Source organism: Roseobacter sp. GAI101 (assembly GCF_000156335.1).
Classification (GTDB): Bacteria; Pseudomonadota; Alphaproteobacteria; order Rhodobacterales; family Rhodobacteraceae; genus Sulfitobacter.
Genome location: NZ_DS999213.1, coordinates 568,382 through 589,161, shown reverse-complemented (window position 1 = coordinate 589,161; position 20,780 = coordinate 568,382). Strand labels below are relative to the sequence as shown.

At 59.1% G+C, this 20,780-nt stretch carries 22 protein-coding genes; 10 read left to right on the top strand and 12 right to left on the bottom strand.

Annotated elements, in window-relative coordinates:
* Position 1 precedes the first annotated feature (1 nt).
* The 5 genes from RGAI101_RS02725 (at position 2) to RGAI101_RS02705 (ending at position 4,245) form a co-directional block, all read left to right on the top strand.
* Entirely contained in the window at positions 2 to 784 is a 783-nt protein-coding gene (locus tag RGAI101_RS02725; RefSeq protein ID WP_008227139.1) for a 3-hydroxybutyrate dehydrogenase, read from the top strand.
* A 26-nt stretch (positions 785 to 810) separates the two neighbouring features.
* A complete protein-coding gene (locus tag RGAI101_RS02720) occupies positions 811 to 1,056 on the top strand; it encodes a hypothetical protein (protein ID WP_008229466.1) in 246 nt (81 codons plus the stop codon).
* Between the two features lie 51 nt (positions 1,057 to 1,107).
* Complete coding sequence (locus RGAI101_RS02715; protein WP_008226952.1) at positions 1,108 to 1,632, top strand: DUF1269 domain-containing protein; 525 nt, start codon at positions 1,108 to 1,110, stop codon at positions 1,630 to 1,632.
* A 64-nt stretch (positions 1,633 to 1,696) separates the two neighbouring features.
* Positions 1,697 to 2,701 (top strand): HlyD family secretion protein, encoded by a 1,005-nt coding sequence (locus RGAI101_RS02710; RefSeq protein ID WP_008225068.1) that lies wholly within the window; start codon positions 1,697 to 1,699, stop codon positions 2,699 to 2,701.
* On the top strand, positions 2,698 to 4,245 hold the full coding sequence (locus tag RGAI101_RS02705; protein ID WP_008227633.1) for a DHA2 family efflux MFS transporter permease subunit: 1,548 nt from the start codon (positions 2,698 to 2,700) through the stop codon (positions 4,243 to 4,245). Before RGAI101_RS02710 ends, RGAI101_RS02705 begins: the two co-directional genes overlap by 4 nt.
* Before the next feature lie 20 nt (positions 4,246 to 4,265).
* Here the strand turns inward: RGAI101_RS02705 and RGAI101_RS02700 are convergent, their stop codons facing one another.
* The 6 genes from RGAI101_RS02700 to RGAI101_RS02675 all read right to left on the bottom strand — a co-directional run bounded on the left by RGAI101_RS02700 (position 4,266) and on the right by RGAI101_RS02675 (position 9,424).
* Positions 4,266 to 4,565 (bottom strand): YrhK family protein, encoded by a 300-nt coding sequence (locus RGAI101_RS02700; protein ID WP_008226365.1) that lies wholly within the window; start codon positions 4,563 to 4,565, stop codon positions 4,266 to 4,268.
* A 38-nt stretch (positions 4,566 to 4,603) separates the two neighbouring features.
* Positions 4,604 to 5,239, bottom strand: a complete 636-nt coding sequence (locus RGAI101_RS02695; protein WP_157044615.1) for a hypothetical protein — start codon at positions 5,237 to 5,239, stop codon at positions 4,604 to 4,606.
* Entirely contained in the window at positions 5,226 to 5,549 is a 324-nt protein-coding gene (locus tag RGAI101_RS02690; RefSeq protein WP_008226975.1) for a YidH family protein, read from the bottom strand. The genes RGAI101_RS02695 and RGAI101_RS02690 overlap by 14 nt, the downstream gene beginning before the upstream one ends.
* A gap of 13 nt (positions 5,550 to 5,562) precedes the next feature.
* A complete protein-coding gene (gene mprF, locus RGAI101_RS02685; RefSeq protein WP_037227191.1) occupies positions 5,563 to 8,151 on the bottom strand; it encodes a bifunctional lysylphosphatidylglycerol flippase/synthetase MprF in 2,589 nt (862 codons plus the stop codon).
* On the bottom strand, positions 8,138 to 8,788 hold the full coding sequence (locus RGAI101_RS02680; RefSeq protein ID WP_008226530.1) for a DUF1003 domain-containing protein: 651 nt from the start codon (positions 8,786 to 8,788) through the stop codon (positions 8,138 to 8,140). Before RGAI101_RS02680 ends, mprF begins: the two co-directional genes overlap by 14 nt.
* A gap of 72 nt (positions 8,789 to 8,860) precedes the next feature.
* Complete coding sequence (locus RGAI101_RS02675) at positions 8,861 to 9,424, bottom strand: HdeD family acid-resistance protein (RefSeq protein ID WP_008228312.1); 564 nt, start codon at positions 9,422 to 9,424, stop codon at positions 8,861 to 8,863.
* A 165-nt stretch (positions 9,425 to 9,589) separates the two neighbouring features.
* On the opposite strand from RGAI101_RS02675, the gene RGAI101_RS02670 reads away from it, so the two are divergent.
* From RGAI101_RS02670 to RGAI101_RS02660, 3 genes are read left to right on the top strand one after another with little or no spacing between them, the layout of a single operon-like run.
* On the top strand, positions 9,590 to 10,267 hold the full coding sequence (locus RGAI101_RS02670; protein WP_008226234.1) for a response regulator: 678 nt from the start codon (positions 9,590 to 9,592) through the stop codon (positions 10,265 to 10,267).
* Entirely contained in the window at positions 10,254 to 11,651 is a 1,398-nt protein-coding gene (locus RGAI101_RS02665) for a sensor histidine kinase (RefSeq protein ID WP_008225811.1), read from the top strand. Before RGAI101_RS02670 ends, RGAI101_RS02665 begins: the two co-directional genes overlap by 14 nt.
* A 10-nt stretch (positions 11,652 to 11,661) precedes the next feature.
* Positions 11,662 to 12,450 (top strand): class II glutamine amidotransferase, encoded by a 789-nt coding sequence (locus tag RGAI101_RS02660; RefSeq protein ID WP_008229041.1) that lies wholly within the window; start codon positions 11,662 to 11,664, stop codon positions 12,448 to 12,450.
* 38 nt (positions 12,451 to 12,488) lie between these two features.
* On the opposite strand, the gene cls is transcribed toward RGAI101_RS02660, so the two are convergent.
* Together cls and RGAI101_RS02650 are read right to left on the bottom strand one after the other, a co-directional pair.
* A complete protein-coding gene (cls, locus tag RGAI101_RS02655) occupies positions 12,489 to 13,922 on the bottom strand; it encodes a cardiolipin synthase (protein ID WP_008227572.1) in 1,434 nt (477 codons plus the stop codon).
* Positions 13,919 to 14,638: an endonuclease/exonuclease/phosphatase family protein gene (locus RGAI101_RS02650; protein ID WP_050763235.1), complete on the bottom strand. Its 720-nt coding sequence runs from the start codon at positions 14,636 to 14,638 to the stop codon at positions 13,919 to 13,921. The genes cls and RGAI101_RS02650 overlap by 4 nt, the downstream gene beginning before the upstream one ends.
* A gap of 395 nt (positions 14,639 to 15,033) precedes the next feature.
* On the opposite strand from RGAI101_RS02650, the gene RGAI101_RS02645 reads away from it, so the two are divergent.
* Together RGAI101_RS02645 and RGAI101_RS02640 are read left to right on the top strand one after the other, a co-directional pair.
* Positions 15,034 to 16,665, top strand: a complete 1,632-nt coding sequence (locus tag RGAI101_RS02645) for an FMN-binding glutamate synthase family protein (RefSeq protein WP_008227544.1) — start codon at positions 15,034 to 15,036, stop codon at positions 16,663 to 16,665.
* A 27-nt stretch (positions 16,666 to 16,692) separates the two neighbouring features.
* Entirely contained in the window at positions 16,693 to 18,405 is a 1,713-nt protein-coding gene (locus RGAI101_RS02640; RefSeq protein ID WP_008228047.1) for a ubiquinone-dependent pyruvate dehydrogenase, read from the top strand.
* A gap of 100 nt (positions 18,406 to 18,505) precedes the next feature.
* Here RGAI101_RS02640 and RGAI101_RS02635 read toward each other — a convergent pair whose 3' ends face one another.
* The 4 genes from RGAI101_RS02635 to RGAI101_RS22310 all read right to left on the bottom strand — a co-directional run.
* Positions 18,506 to 18,898: a tautomerase family protein gene (locus tag RGAI101_RS02635; RefSeq protein WP_037227189.1), complete on the bottom strand. Its 393-nt coding sequence runs from the start codon at positions 18,896 to 18,898 to the stop codon at positions 18,506 to 18,508.
* 110 nt (positions 18,899 to 19,008) lie between these two features.
* On the bottom strand, positions 19,009 to 19,320 hold the full coding sequence (locus RGAI101_RS02630) for a cytochrome o ubiquinol oxidase subunit IV (RefSeq protein ID WP_008228337.1): 312 nt from the start codon (positions 19,318 to 19,320) through the stop codon (positions 19,009 to 19,011).
* Positions 19,317 to 19,952, bottom strand: a complete 636-nt coding sequence (locus tag RGAI101_RS02625) for a cytochrome c oxidase subunit 3 (RefSeq protein ID WP_008226731.1) — start codon at positions 19,950 to 19,952, stop codon at positions 19,317 to 19,319. The genes RGAI101_RS02630 and RGAI101_RS02625 overlap by 4 nt, the downstream gene beginning before the upstream one ends.
* A gap of 1 nt (position 19,953) precedes the next feature.
* Positions 19,954 to 20,780: cbb3-type cytochrome c oxidase subunit I (locus tag RGAI101_RS22310; RefSeq protein WP_254655232.1), on the bottom strand; the 827-nt coding region annotated here is incomplete at its 5' end.

Sequence of the window (20,780 nt, the reverse complement as noted above, 5' to 3'; positions counted from 1 at the left end):
TATGAACCTCAAAGACAAAGTCTGCATCATCACCGGCGGTGCCAGCGGCATCGGCCTCGGCATCGCGAAACGCTACGTGGCCGACGGTGCCAAGGTTGTCATCGCCGACCTGAAACTGGACGCTGCACAAAAAACCGCGGATGACCTGACCGCGACAGGGCCGGGCGAAGCCATGGCCGTCGAGATGAACGTCACCGACGAGAAACAGGTCAATGACGGGGTGGCGAAGGTCATCGAAAACTGGGGCCAGATCGACGTTCTGGTGTCCAACGCCGGTGTGCAGATCGTGCATCCGCTGGAGGACTTTCCTTTCGACGAATGGAAAAAGCTGCTCTCGATCCATCTGGACGGGGCCTTCCTGACGTCCAAGGCAGTGATGCCCCATATGCAAAAGGCAGGCTCCGGGTCGATCATCTTCTTGGGCTCCGTCCACTCGAAAGAAGCCAGCGCGCTGAAATCGGCTTATGTCACAGCCAAACATGGCCTGCTGGGTCTGGCCCGCGTCATCTCGAAGGAAGGGGCCAAGCACGGCATCCGCGCCAACGTGATCTGCCCCGGCTTCGTCAAGACGCCGCTGGTCGAAAAGCAGATCCCCGAACAGGCGCGTGACCTCGGCATCTCGGAAGAAGAGGTGATCAACAAGGTCATGCTGGGTGAAACCGTCGATCAGGAATTCACCACCATCGAAGACGTCGCCGAAGTGGCGCATGTCTTTGCGGCCTTCCCGACCAACGCGCTGACCGGTCAGTCGCTGGTGGTCAGCCACGGCTGGTACATGAACTAATCATCCGCGAGAGAAGGAAATCTTAAATGGAAACTCAAGGTTTACACACTCGCCTCGAAGCGCTTGGCGCAAAGCTTAAGACGGTCGAGGAAAAGCTTGCCGCGAAAGCGCACTTTCAACACGACCGGGCGCATCTGTCCGCGAAAGAGCTGAAGGATCACTACGAGCAGCTGCAAGCGAGGCTGGACGAAGAGGAGGCCAGCGAAGCAGCCCACGGGCACCACATCAGCAATCTTGAACGCTCGGTGCGCCACCTTCTCGACAGCATGTGATCAAACCGGGTCCGAGCACCGGACCTTACTCTACTTTGAAAGGACCAGAACATGTCAGAACTTATCGTCATCGGGTACGATACACCCGAAAGAGCCGAAGAGGCGCGCGCCGAACTTATGACCATGGCGCAGGAGTATCTTGTCGATGTCGCCGATGCAGTTGTCGCCGTGTCAGACGATACCGGCAACATCAAGTTGAACCAGATGGTCAATATGTGGACCGCGGGGGCAACCGGCGGCGCGTTCTGGGGCCTTCTGATTGGTGTGCTCTTTTTCAACCCGCTTCTCGGTGTGGCAGTCGGTGCTGGTGCAGGTGCTCTGTCCGGTGCACTGACCGACTACGGCATCAATGACGACTTCATGAAAGACGTGGCGAGCGTGCTCCAGCCGGGGCAGGCAGCGCTGTTCATGATGATGCGCCGGGAAGCGTCCGACCGGGTGATTGAGCGGTTGGGGGAACACGGGGGCCGCGTGCTGCGCACCAACCTCGATACGGATGCGGAGAACCATCTGCGCCGCGCCTTCGATGAGGCCCACAAGGCCAAAACTGAAGCTGCAGCGCTTACAAAAGCCTAGGCGCGTCACAACAGGTTGGCGGACCTGCCCCGGGTAGCTCCGCCAAAATCGTCCGGGCAAGATCATGAAATATCTCAAACCAATCCTTCTTGTTGCCACCGTTGCCGCAATCGGCGGCGGCCTGTGGCTCCGGTGGCAATATGAAAGCATCCATCCCTCCACCGACGATGCCTATCTTCAGGCCAACGTGCTGACGATCGCGCCTCAGGTTGGCGGCACGGTTGACCAGATTGCCGTCGTTGAAAACCAGTATGTCACGGCGGGTGATCTGCTGTTTTCAAACAAGACAGACGATCTGGAACTGGCGGTACAGGCCGCTGAGGCGCGCTATGACGAGGCGGTCCAGCAAGCTGGGGCCGAGATCACGGGCCTGACCTCACTGACCGGCCAAGTCGACAGCGCACGCGCGGCCCTGACCGATACGCAAGACACCTACGACCGTACAGATGCGCTCTTCAAAATGGGCGACGTGTCACAGGCAGCGCTCGATCAGGCGACAACGGCGCGCGATCAGGCGCAAGCGGCGCTTGATACCGCCCAAGCTGCATTGAAATCCGGACAAAAGCGGGCGGGCGCCCCCGGCAAGGAAAATGCGAGTGTCCGCGCGGCGCAGTCACAATTGACTGCCGCACAGATCAATCTGGCGCGGGCGCAGGTGACGGCCCCCGCATCCGGCTGGATCGCGAATTTCGATTTGCGTCCCGGAGCAATTGTGGCCGCCGGTGTACCGCAGTTTTCACTCGTCGAGGATGGCGATTGGTGGATTTCCGCAAATTTCAAGGAAACCGACCTTGCCCGCCTGCGCCCCGATCAACCTGTCACGGTCAGCATTGATATGTATCCCGGTCTGACGTTGGGCGGGACAGTCGACAGCCTTGGCGCGGGCTCTGGTACCATCTTCTCGTTGCTGCCGCCCCAAAACGCGAGTGGCAACTGGGTCAAGGTCACACAGCGGTTTCCCGTCCGTATTCGCCTAGACAGTCGCCCGGACGATCCGGCGCTGCAACTGCGGGCCGGTGCGACCGTCAGCGTCGAAATCGATACATCGGGTCTGGATGCAACAAAGTGACCGCCGCCCCTGACATTTCCGTACCGCGCCGCAGCACGGGCGAGGCTGTCCGCTGGACCATCGTGCTGGCGGTCGTGTTGACCGCGGTGCTGGAGGTGCTCGACAGCACCATCGTCAACGTGGCCCTGCCGCAGATTCAGGCCGCTTTCGGCATCACCAACGATCAAACCGTCTGGATTCTGACCAGCTACATCGTTGCCTCTGTCGTGGTCATGCCGCTGACCGGCTTTTTTGTGCGGATGGTCGGTCGTCGGAGGCTGATCACAACCGCCATCATCGGGTTCGCCACGTTTTCTGCGCTGTGCGGCCTGTCCTGGAGCGTCGAGGTCATGGTCGCCTGCCGCCTTGGCCAAGGCATCTTCGGCGCATTTCTGATCCCACTGTCGCAGTCCATCCTGTTCGAGAGTTTTCCCAAGGAAAAACGCGGGCAAGCGATGGCGCTTTTCGGTCTTGGGGTCGTGGTCGCGCCGGTGTTGGGCCCGACGCTGGGCGCGCTTCTGACCGAGTATTTCTCCTGGCGTGCGGTGTTTTACGTAAACCTGCCCTTGGCGGCCTTCGCGCTGATGATGATGACGGGCGAGCTTGAACGTGAAGACACGAAGCGGCTCACGGTGGATTGGGTCGGCCTTGCACTGATGATTGCGGCGATTGCGTCACTGCAATTGATGCTGGACCTTGGCGAAAGCCGCGATTGGTTTGCCTCCAAACTGATCCAGATCGCTGCGCTCACGCTGATCGCCTGCGGTGCAGTTTTTGTCTGGCGGGGCCGGGGCAAAGCTGACAACATCATCGACTTTTCGCTGTTACGCGACCGCAGCTTTGCTGGTGCCAACGTGGCGATCATGGGGTTTGGCGTGGCAATGTTCGGGTCTATCGCCATCCTGCCTTTGTTTGTGCAGGGTCTCCTCGGCTACCCGGTGCTGGATGCCGGTTTCCTTTTTATCCCGCGTGGCATTGCGGCCGGAGCATCCATGATCCTGACGGGGGCGGTACTGGTTAATCGCTTCGATCCGCGCAAGCTGCTGATGCTGGGACTTATCCTGACAGGTACGGGTAACATCCTGCTGGCATTCCTCAATCTCAACGCGGACTTCTGGCAGCTTGCCCTGCCGGGCATGGTGTCAGGTCTCGGCATGGGTCTGTTCTTTGTTCCGATGTCCACATTGGCCTTCCAGAATATCGGCCCCGAGCGGCAGGACGAAGCCTCCGGCATTTACGGTGTCACACGGTCTCTGGGATCGTCACTGGGAATCGCCCTGGTGGGCTGGCAGCTTGCGAGCCGGATGCAGTACCACTACGCGACACTTGCGGCGGGTATTACACCCTTCGACACAACAGCACAGAGCTATCTGGCGCCACTCGACCTTGATCCTTCTTCGTCAGAGGGCGCATTATTCATCGCTGGGCAGATCCAGCAACAGGGCAGTCTGCTTGCGTTTCAGGATGCGTTTCTGCTGACCGGGATCGCAGCCTTTCTGATGCTGCCAGTCGTGCTGATCCTGCAACGCCCCAAAGCACACGCCGCGCCTGCCATGGCACATTGACCGAGAGGCGGGGAGCAGGGTCAGTTCAGGCGCAGATCGCTCGTATCCTGCGACGGGGGCGCATCGGGATCTATGCCCTCGCGCAGGTACAGTAACTCCCGCCACAGCTTGATGGTCGGGCGGGTGCCGAAAAGGATTGAGCCGATCAGAAACAGCCAGGTGCCCAGATAGGTCGTGCTTTCGCTGAAAAACAGGACGCTGCCGATCACGAACAGCAAGGCGGCAAGAAAATCCACGAAATTATAAAGCAGCTCGGTGGTCGCGTGTATCTTGCGATGCCGGGCGCTCAGGTGGTGGTTTCTAGGATCGAACAGTTTCATTCGGTCATTCCTCAAATGCTTGGCGTCCGGCTTTTGCGTCAGACTTGGGTTGATGGGAAGGCGGAAAGGCCCGGAATGTGGAACCGGGCAAGACCGACACAGAAGCCGATCATAAGAGCGATGACATGCCCGCCGTCCGCAACGGGGTCCGGTGCAAAAGCATATTTCGTCGCCACAAGAACACTGACACCGATCAGCCCGATCCATCGGTGCCGCCACATGGAAAGCAGAACGCCGATCAATCCAAATCCACCCAGGGACATGCCGACATCCGTGACCTCTGCCAATGGATCAAGCACCGGAAAGAACGCGATGACAGCAATCAGCGCCGCAGCTGATACAATGTCCAATCCAAAGAATAGCGCAGCGGCACGCCAACTGCCCCAGATCCATTCTGTCAGTCCGATTACTCCTGCGGCAAAGAAGAACTGACGTGCCAGCATCGACGGATCGTGCGACAGGAAAATGGCGGTCATGAACCGCGATATGTCAAAGCCCCGCAGGGCATCCACACCGATACCCCATTTGGCCAGTATTTGCGGATCAAGCGGCCCGGTGAACGAACCGGCAAGGCCGTTCGCCACCACCATGACCAACAGGAAGCCAAGCGTGAATGGAAATTGCCGCAGACCGGGTGGACCCTTTCGGTTTGGTCCGGGCTCAGGGCGTGACATGGACAGCAAAGGTCCCAAGCAAAACAAACAGGGCCATCAGCAGCAGGAGCAGAAACGCCTCTGCCGGGCCGTCATCGTCCGGCAAAGACTCCTTGAGGTCGATCCGCTTGCGGACATGACGCATCCGCAGCCAGGCAATGATCACGACCGCAGCACCCGCCCCAAACAGCAGGTATGTCGACCAGAGCGGTACATTCTTCGCCCCAAGACGCGCCGCCGCGAGGCCAAAGCCGACAATGGCAACGGCTGTCCGCACCCAAGCCAAAAACGTTCTTTCGTTCGACGCGTGCGTTTCGAAATTGACGATCATCAAGCGGCTCCTTCTATTTGATCAGCCCGCGCAGACCGCCCGAGACCAGCACGTTGACCTCATACAGAATGCGCGGCGCGGCCAGCCCGCCGGGGCAAGCGAGGTAATTCGGGGTCCAGACCGGATCAAATTTCTCCTTGAAGGCGCGCAGGCCTTCGAAATTGTAGAAGTGTTCGCCGTGTTCAAAGATGAACCCGCCGATACGGTTCCAGAGCGGCGCAAGAGCGCGGTTTTCGACACCCGCAAAGGGCGCGGCCCCCAGCGACATCCAGCGAAAACCCTGCGCCTTGCCCCAGAGCATCATCTCCGCAAAAAGCGCGTCCATCGCAAAATGCGGCGCGTCGGGCAGATAGCGCATGAGATCGAGCGACAGTTCGTTACGCTCAGCACCTTGAAAGAGATTGGCGAAGGCCACGATACGTCCATCCGGGTCGCGCAGCACGGCCATGTCGAAGTTGCTCATATAATCATCGGTAAAGGCACCCAGCGAAAACCCCTTCTCCTCGCCCTGTTTCTGCGCCAGCCAGGCGTCAGAGATGCGCCGCAAGTCCGGCAGGATCGCTTGCGCGGCGTCACGCGGAACGACCTCAAACATGAACCCGTCACGCGCGGCACGGTTGCGCGCGCCGCGCAGGCCTTTGCGCTGGGAGCCGTCGAGCGTGAAGGTACTCAGATCAACACGGGCCACTTCACCGATCTTGAGGATCGACAGGCCAAGATCGAGGTAGGTCGGCAGATAAGCTGGCGAGACCGAATAGAACGCCACCCGTTTGCCGTCGCGCCAGGCGCGTTCGCGCAAGGACCAGATCAGTGCTTGTCCGGCTTTCCTGTCGCCCACCGGATCGCCCTTGGCAATCAGCGATGTGCCGGTATCGGCATAGGCGATAAAGGCCTTTTCATCCGGCGAGACAAGAAACAGCTTATCCCCTGTCAGCGCCATGTTGGCTTCGGTGTCGTCACTTTCTGCCACCAGCCGCCGGACAACATCGGGGATCTCGCGCAGGGCGCGGACCGACTTACGGTTGCTAATAAGCGAGTTAACGATCACCGCCGCGACAACGATTGCAAGCACAAGACTGGCCCGCAGGAAGCGCGGCGCGTCGCCGTTCCAGCTGAACTGCCACCAAAGGGCGTTGCGGTACTCGACGTGATCGTAGGCAAAAAAACCGACCCAGGTGATCGCCGCAGACAGGATCAACAGGCTGAGCATCCATCGTCTGTCCAGACGGAACACCGAGCTTCCCTCGGCCCGATAGAAGGCGGGTCTGATCATGGTCAAGGCCCCGAGCGTTGCAGCCATCGTCAAGGCTTCGATCCAGTCGAGCCCTTTGGCCAGTGACACGACAAAGCCGATGGCGACAAGCGACACGGCGAAAAGCCACGCCCGGTAAAGCTTGCGGTAAAGCCCCGCCGCCACGACGATCAGCAAGGCACCCACAAGGCTGCCCACAAGATGCGACGCTTCCACCACACCCAGAGGCAAAATCTCGCGCAGAATATCCAGCCGGGAGCCTTCGCCCGGCAGGTTCCCAGATACCAGAAGGATGGTGCCCGCCAGCATGGCAAGAGCAGCGGCAAGGGTTGGCAGAATGGGTTTGACCGCACGCCAGAGCACGCGGGAGCTGCCGTGCAGCTTTCCGCGATTGGCCAGTGCTGCCGCGATGGCCAGCCCCAGTGAGGCCACCAGAAACGGCAGCACGGTATAGATCATCCGGTAGAGCACCAGCGACGCCAGCACGTCAGAGCGCCCGGCGGCCCCAAGCCCCGCGATCATCGTTGCTTCAAACACGCCCAACCCGCCGGGCGCATGGCTGAGAATACCAAGCCCGACCGCCGCGACGAACACGGTCGCAAAAACGGCAAAGTTCGGCACGATGTCGGCGGGCATCAGAACGTAAAGCGTCAGGCCAGCCCCCGAAAGGTCAAGAACCCCCGCCAGCGTCAGGCCGATGGCCTGCATCGGCCCCGGCAACGCGATGGCATGGTCGCCCGATCCAAGGTGCCTTTTGCCCGTCGCCAACCAAAGCAGGTAGCCACCAAACCCGGCCAGCATGGCACATCCAAGTGCCGTCTCAACGGTGGGCGAGACATTGATGACCGCGCTCAGCCCCTTGGGATGCAGCGTCAACAGCACCCCGAAGCCCAGAAGCAGGGCTGCGACGAAGCCCGTCCACGCAATTGCGACGATCGCGGTGATCTTGACGATGTCGAGGCCGAAGGTTGAATAGACCCGATATCTGACCGCCGTGCCGGTCAGGTAGGACACCCCGAGCAGACCAGAGACCGCGTATCCCGCTGCACCCCCTACCATAGGAACACGCATCGGCATGGATCCTGGCGCAACCGCCCGCAGAGCAAGATAGTCATAGGCTGCTATACCGACGAAGCTTATCATTGTGCAGCCCACAGCCGCCAGAAGCGCCATGGGGCGCGCTGCGGCGAGATCGGTCCGCACATCGGTCCATCGCACGTGGCTTGCCAGATCGTGCAGAACGAACAACGCAATGACCCCGATGGCCACGGGGATCGTGATCTTGAAGGCCCGATGTTCGACTAGGGCGAGGATACGGGTCATGAATGTAGGAGTCTTAGCGTCGGTCATTGACGGCTTCCTCAAGAAGGTCGATCTGGATTTGCTGCAATTCTGCGAGCCGCTTCCATTGATGTGCGAGTTGGTGGTCGATCTTTTCGTGCAGCAAACGGATTTCCAGCTCGGATTTCAGATTGACCCGGTAGTCGTTCTCCGCGCGCAGCCTGTCCTTGGCATCCTTACGGCGCTGGCTCATCATGATGATTGGCGCCTGAAATGCCGCCACGCAGGACAAAAGCAGGTTGAGCAGAATGAAGGGATAAGGATCGAAGGGTTTTGCCCCGAGCAGCAGCGCGTTTGTGGTCATCCATGCGACAAGCAGCACGAGGAATCCGACGATGAATGTCCAACTGCCGCCGAACTCCGACACCTTGTCGGCCAGACGTTCGCCAAAGCTGATACGCTCGGAAAGCACCTCTTCGGTATTTTGCGAAATGGGTCGATCCAACTCGAGGCTTGCAATGACCTGCCGGTCAAGTTCGTCGAGCTCTCCGCGCTCACCCTCAAGAAGACGCTCGATATAGAGCCTGCGGAACCGGGCCAGATCAGTCTTGCAGATCACCGCCCCTTCGGCCCAGCACGGCACCTCGCCCGCGATGACGGCGGACACGCCTGGACGCAGGCTGGAGAAGGACCGCGCCTCTAACATAGGCACCCTTTTTCCACAGACATGGCAGGTGCACGGTGCCTCAGCCCGATCCCTCTTTCTCTTCATCGTCGGTTATCTTTTTGCAGGATTTGCCAGCATGACCAGCGACAAGCCGGTCGAGAAAAAGTTCAGGCCCAGCATCAGACCCAAGGTCCAGCTTGCTGTCCAAGGCCAGCCAAACAGGATGACGAGGCCCGCAGCGAAGGAACATAGCCCGCTGAAGACAAGCCATCCCCAGTTCCCGACATAAGCGCTGCTGCGCAGGGCAAAGAGGATCGAAAGAAGCCCTTCGATCAGGAACGCCAGGATGATGATTACCGTCAGCGCGGCAATGCCTGCGTAGGGAAACAGGATCAACGCAAGGCCGATGGCGAACATCAGGCCGAAGGCCGCAAAGCCAATCCGGGCTTCGGGCGCTGGCCGTATCGCCCATGAAAACCAAAGACCGATCGCGCCCCAGAGTGCGAGCATCGACGCAGTCAGAAGTTCGGCCGCAAGGGTAGCAAGATGAGGCAGGACAATCGCAACGACACCGATCACAAGCAGGATGATGCCGACCTGTCTCAGTTTGGTGCTATCTTTACGGGCCATGTCAGGCCGGACAGAGGCTTTCAGGTTGGATAGATATGTCTGCATTTTATCGACTCCATCAGGGACACCTACGGGGCCCATCTTCAAAGATGTCTAAGGATAGCCCATAGCTCCCGCTTCGCGCGAACCTTACAAACGTGCAAAGAACCGGGTTTGACTGGAAAAACGGCGCTCACAATCATTAGAAAGGCATCAAGGAGAATGCCACAAATGAAAATCCTGCTTGCAGAAGATGATCCCAAGATTGCCGACTACATCGTTGCCGGCCTTTCAGAAAATGGTCATTCGGTCGATCACGTCTCAGATGGGAGGGACGCGCTGAGCTATTGTCTTTACAACGATTGCGACATGGCAATCCTCGACCGGATGCTGCCGGGGATGGACGGGCTGTCTGTCCTCAAGGCACTGCGCGCGTCGAAGAAATCATTGCCGGTCCTCTTTCTGACGGCCTTGGGGCAAGTGGAAGACCGGGTTGAAGGGCTTGCCGCCGGTGGTGACGACTACCTGACAAAACCGTTCCATTTTTCCGAACTCACCGCCCGCATCGACGCTATTGTCCGCCGCAAGAGCGAGACAACTGCCGAGCCTTCTCTGACGGTGCATGACCTGACGCTTGATCTTCTCGCCCGGACCGCGACGCGGCAAGGGAACCTGATCGAACTGCATAACAAGGAATTCTCGATCCTCGAAATCCTGATGCGTAATTCTGGAAGGATCGTGACACGCACACAGCTTTTGGAGCGGGTGTGGAATTTCAACTTTGAACCCAACACAACCGTCGTCGAAACGCATCTGAGCCGGCTGCGCGCCAAGATCGACAAACCCTTTGATACGCCGTTGATCCACACAATCCGCAACACGGGATATTCGATGCATGGACCGCGGTGATATCCTTTCGGGGGATGCGTTCGCGGCTGTACTGCGATCCGCTCTTGTCTTTATCGTTGTGCTGGTCGTCTTTGGATGGGTGACGCTGATCTACGTCGAGCGGAGCCTGATTGCGGAACTGGGCGATGACGTCCAGCACCGTTGGGACATCCTTGCCGCCGAGCATGAGAGCGAGGGACAGGACCACGTCGTTGAGGCAATCACCAACCTGTCACAACGCATCAAGAGTGCTCATCACGCAGTGGCCCTGTTTGATGAGGGCGACACTCTGCTTGTCGGCAATATCCAGACCATACCCAATGGCACGGGATTGCAGATCGGACCGCTTGATCACGCCGCTGCATCGCCCGAGGATTTCACCAAGGAGTATATTCATTTCACAGGATACCTGAACGACAGAAAATTGACTGTCGGATTGCGGCTGGACCTTCTCTATCGCACGCAGGTTCTAGTATTCCGGACGCTCATGCTGAGCGGTTTTATCGTTGTTCTGACGATGTTAGCGTTCGGCTATTTTCTCAGCGCAAAAAGCCTGCGGCGTCTCAAGGAAATCGAAACCGCCTTGTCCCTGACCAGCGAAGGCGCTTCGGACGTTCGGATATCTGAACATGGCGGCTCCACGCAGATAGACCGGATCGCGCGCCAGATGAATGAGCATTTTGACCGGCTGTCACGGATGATTGCGACAACCCGCAACACCGCGGCTGCCACGGCACATGATCTCAAATCCCCGCTGGGCCGTGCCTATCTCGCATTGGAACGGGCCACGTCCCTGGCGGAGCGAAACGAGGATCCGACTGATGCGCTTGCTGACACGCAGTCCGAATTGGAGAACATGCGCGTCATTTTCGAATCGTACTTGCAGCTTTCCCGGATTGAGGCGGCCGGGACGGAAAATCTGACCACGCGCGTCGATCTGCGGGAACTGGCGATCGATATGGTCGACACCTTTGCACCGATTGCAGAGGATGCAGGACAGACCGCCCAGATTGAGGTTGAGGAAGGACAGGACTTTGTCGTCATGGGCGACGGCCAGATGCTTCAGCAACTGATGGCAAACCTGCTTGAGAACGCAGTGACCCATGGTCCCGAAGGAAATGTGATCTCCGTACAACTAAGCCGTGCGGGCACACAAATATTCCTAACGGTGGCCGACAGGGGGGCCGGAATCCCGGACGCCTCGAAAGAGCGTGCCTTTGAGCCTTTCCACCGGCTGGACCCCAGCCGGTCCAAACCGGGAAGTGGGCTTGGCCTCGCGCTTGTTCGTGCAATCGTGGAAAAACATCGCGGTAGTGTTGCGCTGAAAGACAATCATCCCGGCCTGATCGTCGAAGTGAGCCTGCCCGCCTTTGCTGACAAGGATGGGAGGCAGGATCATATGTGAGTTGTTCGCGATGAGCGCAACCGAGCCGCATACGGTCCGATACGAACTTGACCTCTTTGCTGCCGAAGGCGGCGAGAAACACCGAAACCGCGATGGCTGGGGTATTCTTTTCGCGCAGGAACGCGACTGCTACATCTTCCGCGAACCCGATCCCGCCGCGACCAGCGAGCTGACCCGCATGGTCGTGCGCAACGAGCGGCCTTGCAAACACCTTATCGCCCATGTGCGCCGTGCAAGCGTCGGCGGGGTGGAATTGGCCAATACCCATCCTTTCGACCGCGTGCTTCATGGACGCGGCCATGCCTTTGCGCACAACGGCGGATTGCCGGGGATCGAAGACCGCGAGGACACGCGGCACCTGCTTGGGCAAAGGATCGGCGATACCGATTCAGAATTGGCCTTCCTGTTGCTGCTGGACCGTCTGCAGGCATCTGCGCCCTACGATCCGGCGGAACGGTTCGATATCTTCGCCCGTTTCGCCGCAGAGATGCGCGAATTAGGGAGTGCGAATTTCCTGTTCTTCGACGGAGAGCGGCTTTTTGTGCATGCAGACCGTCGCCGTTTTGAGACCAAAGACGGCGTGACCGAACCGCGAGAGCCCGGCCTGAACATCCGTAGCTTTGGAAAGCGTCACGCAGGTCAGCGATGGGACGCGGCGGGAGCGAGTATCTCGGAGGTGTCCGGCCCGCTTCATCTGATTGCGTCCGTGCCGCTGGATCCCGAGGGATGGGAGCCGCTGGAGCGTGGAACGGTGATGATGCTCAAGGACGGCGTGATCGAGGCGCAGCGCATCGCCTGATCACGGGGGCGCGACGACTTCGCCGCATCAAAACAACGTTAAAGAACGGGGCCGATGGTCGCGACAGTGTTGTTCCAGATACGCCGATACCGTGGCCATGCCTTCACCTCGTCAAGGGTCACAGGATCAGAGCTGGCGATGTAGTCATCCTGCCGGTGTCGCACGGCGCGGGTGATGTCAGCGTCTTGCAGAAGGATATTGTTTTCGTAGTTCAGATCGAAACTGCGTAAATCAAGGTTCGAAGATCCTATGAGGGTGACGCAACCGTCCAGTGTCAGCGTCTTCGCGTGCAATAGACCGCCTGTGAACTCGTGGATCGAACATCCGGCTGACAGCAATTTGCGATAATAGCTGCGGCTTGCCGCAGCGACGACCCAGCTGTCGTTGTTTTTCGGAAAGATCAACGTGACCTTGACCCCGCGATGGGCTGCAGAACACAGCGCTTCGTAGACGGTGGCATCCGGCACGAAATACGGCGTCGACAGCGTCAGTGTTTCCCGCGCGCAGGCAATAAGCGCAGAAAAAAGCTGCGGCGTGGCACCGCGCCGCTCGGTCGGGCCATCCCCCATGACCTGAGCGGGAAAGCCGCCCTGAATGGCGTGGGGTACCACGTTGAAATCTTCAAATTTTTCTCCGGTGGGTTGCATCCAGTCACTGATGAAAAGCAGTTCATTCTGTGCCACGATCGCACCTTCGAAACGCAGCATGATATCGACCCAGGGGGCATATCTGGCCTTGATGCGGAATTCCGGATCGGCAGAGTTCCGGCTGCCGCAATAGGTGATTTTGCTGTCGATCACCGTGATCTTGCGGTGGTTGCGCAGATCGATACGGCTTGTCAGCACCGTGCGGATCAAATTGTCCAACGGCAGCGCTGTGGCAGTAAGAACCCCCGCCTCTTTCATGCGCTGCCAAAGCGACGACCTGATGAACGCACGCGACCCCAATCCATCGGCCATCGCCCGGCATATCACGCCCCGTTCCGCCGCGCGGATCAACGCCCGGGCGATATCTGTCCCGGTCGTGTCGTCCAGCCAGATGTAGTAAAGAACGTAAACGTGGCTTTGCGCCGCGTCGATATCTGCGATCAGACGCGCATTCGTCTCTGCGGCATCGGCCATCAACTCTGCCCGGTTACCGTCAACCGCATGAAATCCATTGATGGATCCCGCGTAGCGAAACGCAGAACTGTAAAGCGGATCGATCAGGCGGTCCGTCTCGGCGGGTGTGCCGAAAAGCGGAGCTGCCTTGCTGTGGATCTGGTCCAGCACCTCACGATGGCGCTTGTTGGCGTGGTGGCCAAGATCAATTTCGCCGAACAGAAAATAGATCGCACTTCCGACATAAGGCAGCGCGGCAATCAGGATGAACCAGGCCAGACGCGCCTGGGGCGAAAGATCATCGCGCAGCAGGATTCTGATCGTGAAGCCGATCAAAATAGCCAGATGCACGAAAATCAAAAGTTCAGTCATTTGAAGATCCCTGTGAAAGCGATATCGACAACGATGGGCAAATGGTCAGACGCCCGTTTCGAGAGCGGCGATTGATGCACATGGGATGAGACGGAGCGTAGTCCCGGCCCCAGAACGAATCTGTCAAGCTGGGCCGAGGGCCTGCGCGCGTGAAAACTTGGCCCCGGCGTCACGACTGTGCTGGGTGGCGCAAATGGCATCCGACCGGTGTTCCATTCGTTGAAATCGCCAGCCAGCAGCACCGGGTGCTCCCGTTCCGCCATCAGCTTTTGCAGGTTCAACATCTGTTTTCGCCGCATCCCCGGTGTCAGGCCAAGATGCAGGCCGATTATTTCAAGCTCGGGTTCTTGCAGACGAACGGATACGGCCCCGCGCGGTTCCATCGTTGGCAAGCTGATCCGTTCGGCAACGTAATCACGCAGGTGCGACCGTACCAATATCGCATTACCCTGCCAGCCATGGCTGTGAGGGCGCATGGAAACCTCGACCATACGGTACCCAAGCTCGGCCTCCAGACGTTGAAGAGGCAGTACACCTGCGCGCGCGCCCAACCGCTTGTCCGCTTCCTGCAAGGCAATGACATCGGCATCAACCTCGGCCAGAACGTCAGCGATCCTGTGGGGATCCCGTCGCCAGTCCAGTCCGACGGCTTTGCGAATATTATAGCTTGCGACCCGTATGGTATGCCTTTCAGCCGCCCCCTGACGCGCGTTCATCTTTTGCACCGGACATCGCAGGATGCGCGCGGCGCCAGACAACGTTGACGATCATCCGGTTCCCGCGAAAATCCTGAACGGAAGTTTCGACCTCTCGAGCGAGTGGCGACTACGGATCGGGCTGCTTCATACATTCTCATTGCAGGTTTCATAAAACACCCAACAGCCGCTTTGCACCAGAGCGGAGCGTTTCGCTGAGCCCATATCTCTCAATCCTTTACCGCTTTCGCCCATGACCGGTTCTGCAACCAGAAACGTGCAGAAAAGGTAACAAGACTGCGCCTCATACGTATCTGAAAAAAATGTAAGAATTTGGACAAGCTTAGAGAAAGTCTAACTTCAATACCTTCGAACAGACACACGCAAGACAAGCCCTGAACAGAAAGACCGACGCAATGAATGACCGACTGAAAAGCCTTCTGGATATTGCGAAACGGGCGGTGGTACCGATTGCCGCTGCGGTTTTGGGCGTCGTGGCGCTGGCCTACGGGTGGACATGGCTCGTGGTCGTGTTGGCGCTTGTCGTGTTGCTGGGCCTATACGATGCTTTCCAGTCACGCTGGACGATCACGCGAAACTATCCGGTCGCCGGGCGGATAAGATGGCTGTTTTACGATCTGCGGCCCTACCTGCACAGCTACATTGTCGAGGACGATATCGGCGGCAAGCCCTTCTCTCTTGCGGCGCGCCGCCTTGTTCACGCGCGTGCCGAAGGGTTGACCGACACGCAACCCTTCGGGACCGAGCGCAACACCGATGAAGATACCTATCACTGGGTCGGCCACTCAATCGCGCCCACCAAAGACCCGGTCAAGTCGCCCCGCGTGGGCGTCGGCTCGGACCAGTGCAGCAAGCCCTATTCCGCGTCCGTCCTCAACATTTCGGCGATGAGCTTTGGCGCGCTGTCGGCCAATGCCGTGCGTGCCCTGAACCTTGGTGCGAAAAAAGGCGGATATTACCACGATACCGGCGAAGGAGGGTTGTCCCCCTACCACCTTGAGCACGGCGGAGACATCGTTTGGGAACTGGGCTCGGGCTATTTTGGCGCGCGTGACAAGAACGGCAATTTCGACCCCGCGATGTTTGCCGAAACCGCACAGCGCGACGAGGTCAAGATGACCGAAATCAAGCTGAGCCAAGGGGCAAAACCCGGCCACGGCGGTCTTTTGCCCGCCGCCAAAGTCACCGAGGAGATAGCAAAGATCCGTCAGGTTCCCGCGCACGAGGATTGCCTGTCGCCGCGTGGCCATTCCGCCTTCTCCACACCGATCGAGATGCTGGAATTTGCGGCTCAGATGCGCGAGCTGTCGGGCGGCAAGCCCGTCGGCCTGAAGCTCTGCATCGGGCACCCCCATGAACCGTTTGCCATTGCCAAAGCCATCGTCGAGACGGGGATTCACCCGGATTTCATCGTCGTGGACGGCGGTGAAGGTGGGACAGGTGCCGCACCGGTCGAGCTGTCGGACTGGGTGGGGATGCCATTGTCCGAAGGGTTAATCCTGATGCGCAACGCCCTTGTCGGCGCGGGGGTCAAGCCGCATGTGAGGCTGGCGGCCAGCGGCAAGGTCTATTCGGGCATGGGCCTGGCGCGGAACACTGCGCAGGGCGCGGACTGGTGCAACGCGGCGAGGGCCTTCATGTTTTCCGTGGGCTGCATTCAGGCGCAACGCTGCCATCTGGGCACCTGCCCGACCGGCGTGACAGCACAGGACCCTGCACGCCAGCGTGGACTGGTCCCCGAGGTACAGGGCGAACGCTCGGCCCGTTTTCACGAAAAGACCGTCGATGCGCTGATGGAAATCGTGGCTTCCGCTGGTCTGGACCACCCCAGCGAACTGCAACCGCATCACATGATGCATCGCGTCGGACCCGAAAAGGCCCTGCCGATGGATCAGGTCCACCATTTCCTGCCCGATGGCGCGCTTCTCGATGCGCCGGATGACACGATCTACGCCGATTTCTGGCGCGCGGCCCAAGCCGAAAGTTTCCGCCCTGCCATTGATCTTGCGCGGGCTCGGGCAAGCTGAACCACGCTTATTACAAGGACCAACTAAATGACCAAAGTATCCGAAATCATCGTAGACACCCTGCTTGAGGCTGGCGCAAAGCGCTGCTGGGGGATTGTGGGCGATACGATCAACCATTTCACGGACGCGGTGCGGAAATCCGACCTTGAGTGGGTCCATGTCCGCCACGAAGAGGTCGGCGGGCTGGCAGCGGGCGGCGAGGCCTACTTTACCGGTGAACTGGCGGTCTGTGCGGGCACCTGCGGCCCGGGCACGTTGCACTTTGTCAACGGGATGTTCGAAAGCCACCGAAACGGCGCGCCTGTCCTGCTGATCGCATCCGACGTCGCCCGCGTTGAGACCGGCCTTGGGTTCCCGCAGGAACTGGATCAGCGCAAGATTTACGAACAATACAGCGTGTTTTGCGAATACATCTCTCATCCCGATCAGGCGCGCCGCATCGTGGTGCAGGCGGCACAGGCGGCGCTGACCAAGGGCGGCGTTGCGGTCGTGATCGTCAACGGCGACATGTTCGAAGAAGACACCAAGGATGACCTGTCCTGGTCCGTTCACCGACCCAAATCAAACCTGCGCCCTGTCGACGAAGAACTTGACGCCTTGGCCGAACGGCTGAATGCGGCGCAGAAGGTCACGCTTTATGCAGGTATCGGTGCGCGGGAAGCAAAGCGCCAGCTCGTCGCGCTGGCTGAAAAACTGGCGGCGCCCATTGCGCATACAAGCCGATCCAAGGAGTTCATCGAACCCGACAACAGCTACAACATCGGCATGATCGGTATCTTGGGCAACAAGGCCGGGGTTGAAGCAGTGGATGCCGCTGACATCATGCTCTGCCTCGGGACGGACTTTGCCTATACCCAGTTTTATCCCGGCCAGGACAAGGTCATTCAGATCGACCACGACCCGACCCATATCGGACGCCGGGCACCGGTGGGCATGGGTCTGGTCGGGGACGTCGGCCCAACCATTGATGCGCTGCTGGACAGGCTGGATCAAAAGACCGACACGTCGCACCTGGACGCCGCACGCAAGCAGTGGAAAGAGGACCTCAAAGGATATGTCGGGGAGGCGGAAGAAAGCGATCCTACGCTGATCCATCCACAATTCGTTACCCACACGCTTGACCGCCTGGCCGCGCAAGACGCGATTTTCACCGCAGATGGCGGGTCCCCCATGGTCTGGCTGCTGCGGCATCTGACGGCCAATGGTGAGCGGCGGTTTCTGACCAGCCTGCTGCACGGCACGATGGCAAATGCCTACCCGCAGGCGATGGGGGCAGCAGCCGCCTATCCGGGCCGACAGGTCATTTCGATGAGCGGCGATGGCGGGATGACGATGCTGATGGGCGACCTTTTAACGCTGAAGCAGGAAAAACTGCCGGTAAAGATCCTGATCTACAATAACGGATCTCTTGGATTTGTAGAGATGGAGCAACGCGTGGAAGGCTTGCTGGACAGCTACACCGATCTGGAAAACCCTGACTTTGCCAAGCTGGCAGAGGTCTGCGGCCTGAAGGGCTGGCGCGTCGAGAACGCGAACGAGCTTGAGGGCGCGATGACAGACTGGCTGGCCGCCGACGGTCCCGCGATCCTTGACGTCTGCACCAGCGAGATGGAGCTTGTCATGCCGCCAAAGATCAAGGCTGGCCAAGTTGCCAGCACGGCACTGTTCGGGATCAAGGCTGTCTTGAACGGTCGCACGCGCGAGGTCGTATCGCTCCTGCGCGACAACTTCCTGAGGTAGGGTCGGCGGCCCGGCCGACGGTCTTTAAAAAAGCGGCCCGCAGATGAAGCACCATCTGCGGGCCGTTTCCGTCTTAATCGCCCTCAGGGGGCGTTCGTCGTCAGGGCAGCTCGCCTGTCACATATTGCGCCTCGCCTTGAGCGAAGCTCCAGTCTTCTTCTCGATTTGTGAAAACCGAAATCAAGAGATCGTTCGGATCCAGCCCGCATTCCTTTTGCAGGTTTTCGGACAGAAGCTTGTAAACCTTGATCTTTTCGACATGGGTCCGGGGACTGGTGAAGAACTGGATCGAGATCATCTGATCGCTGCGCTCGAATCCCAGCCCGGTATCGAGGAACACCATACGCCCGGGCTTGTGCTCGTGGACGATCTGGTAGCGGTCAGTCTCAGGAACGCCGAACGCTTCGACGACGCAATTCTGGATCGTATCCAGAAGGCGTTGAAGCTGCTCGTCCGAGCGTCCTTCGATCATGTCAATTCGTACTAGTGGCATGTTGTCTTTCCTTTGTTGTAGAGAAAATTTGTGTCCGGGGGCTTTGCGACCCACAGAACGCTGCGCCTTCGGCTCTGGGCCGACAGGCACCTTTCCGTCTCACCGGTGCGTCACATCATACGTGTCATGAGATCGCCGAGGATCCATATTGTTCCTGCGACCATGATCGCGATGAGAAGCCCGGTGAACAGGATCAGCTGCAGATCCTCGCGCGCCTGGCGCGACAGGTCGATGTGCAGGAAAAAGCGGAAATGGACGACGACCTGCGCGATGGCCAGCACGGCGAGGGTTGCAAAAAGGCCAACGGGCCCGAAGGGTTGCAGGATGGCAGTCAGAAATGAGAGGGCTGTCAGTGTGACCGCCAATCCAAACCCGGTGAAATACATGCGCAGATCATGTGCGCGTTGGTTCTTTTCGCTCATGTCAGCAGCCCCGGCAGAAAGACGACAGAAAAAATCCCGATCCAGATGATATCAAGAAAGTGCCAGTAAAGCCCAAGCCTGAGCACGCGGGTTTTGACGTCTGACGCAAAGCCGAAGAAGGCGATCTGGGCGCAGACGACAAGGATCATGATGCTTCCCACGGCCACGTGCAGTCCGTGCAGTCCGACCAGCGCCCAAAAAGCGCTGAGATAACCGGATCGCATAGGCACCGCCCCCTTCTCCGCCGCGTCGATAAAGTCGCGGACTTCAAGGCCGAGGAAACAAAGCCCGAAGGCGAGTGAGGCGATAAGCCAGAAGATCACGGTGCGGGCGGCTGATCCGTGTTTCATCGCGACCGTCGCAATGCCGAACAGCAACGAACTGACAAGCAGTGCAGCGGTTTGCAGCGCGATGCTGGTCACATCGACAATATCAGCGTTGCCCGGCCCTCCGGCGGTGGCCTGAAGGGACGTGGCATAGACGGCAAAGAACATCGCAAAGGTGACGAGATCGCTCATCAGGAAGATCCAGAATCCGAATACGACAGGTTCTGCATCTTCGTGGGCTTGCCCGTGCGCGGCCCCAAGGTTGAGCCCCGGATGGCTTTTGAGGTGAGAGGTCGATGTGGTCACGTTACGCCTCCGTGATGCGGGCAGAAAAGCCGCGATTGCGCGCTGACACTTCATCGGTTCGGTCGGTGCACTGCCCCTGCCGTGCCGCCGCTATCCAGTCGCGTTCGGTGCGTTCAACCACGTCTGCGGGAATGATTTCGCCTTCGTCACGTACGAAGCCAAGGCCGATGGCGTGCGCCAGCAAAGCAACGGCAGACAGCACCGCAAGCCACCAGATCCAGAACACCATGGCAAAACCCAAAAGCGTGCCGAACACGATGATCGTCAGGCCAATCCAGCTTTTTGGGGCCAGTTCGATATCCTCGAAATCCTCGCGCTCAATCTTGTAGGCCTTGCCCTGCGCCTTCTCGACCGCAAAGGCATCCTGACATTTCACCTCTGGCAGAAACGCAAAATTCCATTCCGGCACCGGGGAGGGCGTGGCCCATTCCAGCGTACGTCCGTCCCACGGATCACCACCCGGCACCGCAAGCTCTTCGCGCCGCTTTGCAGAGACAACGAAGGTGCCGATCAAGGTGCAGAGCGCTGCAAACACGCAAAGTGCCCCGCCCATCGTCACAATCATATAGGGGATATAGCTGGGATCGTCGAAGGCCGGGCTGCGGCGCGGCAGGCCCATCAAACCAACCATGTAAAGCGGCATGAAAGCGAAGGTGAAGCCAATGATGAACAGCCACGCTGTTGTGGCGGACCAGCGTTCGTTCAGCCGAAAACCGAAGAACTTCGGGAACCAGACATAGATCCCGGCCAGTACCGCAAAGAGAGTGCCGGGCAGCAGCACGTTGTGAAAATGCGCGACGACGAATTGACTGTTGTGAACGGTGAAAT